Source organism: Pseudomonas sp. ES3-33 (assembly GCF_000952175.1).
Classification (GTDB): domain Bacteria; phylum Pseudomonadota; class Gammaproteobacteria; order Pseudomonadales; family Pseudomonadaceae; genus Aquipseudomonas; species Aquipseudomonas gregormendelii.
Genome location: NZ_JZRI01000142.1, coordinates 1 through 539 on the forward strand (window position 1 = coordinate 1; position 539 = coordinate 539).

Consider the following 539-nt stretch of genomic DNA (forward strand, 5'->3'; position numbering starts at 1 on the left):
CATGACTGGGGTGAAGTCGTAACAAGGTAGCCGTAGGGGAACCTGCGGCTGGATCACCTCCTTAATCGACGACATCAGCTGCTCCATGAGCTCCCACACGAATTGCTTGATTCATTGAAGAAGACGAAAAGAAGCAGCCCGAAATTGGGTCTGTAGCTCAGTTGGTTAGAGCGCACCCCTGATAAGGGTGAGGTCGGCAGTTCGAATCTGCCCAGACCCACCAATTTTGTGTGGGAAACGCCTGTAGAAATACGGGGCCATAGCTCAGCTGGGAGAGCGCCTGCCTTGCACGCAGGAGGTCAACGGTTCGATCCCGTTTGGCTCCACCACTACTGCTTCTGATTGTGTAAAGCTTAGAAATGAGCATTCCATCGTTGTGATGGTGAATGTTGATTTCTAGTCTTTGACTAGTTCGTTCTTTAAAAATTTGGGTATGTGATAGAAAGATAGACTGAACGTTACTTTCACTGGTAACGGATCAGGCTAAGGTAAAATTTGTGAGTTGCTCTTAATTGAGTATTATCGAATTTTCGGCGAAT

The 539-nt window shown here is 47.3% G+C and carries 2 tRNA genes and 1 rRNA gene; all 3 read left to right on the forward strand.

The features are described from left to right. A 16S ribosomal RNA gene (locus UB23_RS23270) occupies positions 1-64 on the forward strand; the annotation flags it as partial. An 82-nt stretch (positions 65-146) separates the two neighbouring features. Further along, positions 147-223: transfer RNA gene (locus tag UB23_RS23275), tRNA-Ile, on the forward strand. Positions 224-253: 30 nt separating this feature from the next. Beyond that, a tRNA-Ala gene (locus tag UB23_RS23280) sits at positions 254-329 on the forward strand. Positions 330-539: the final 210 nt, after the last annotated feature.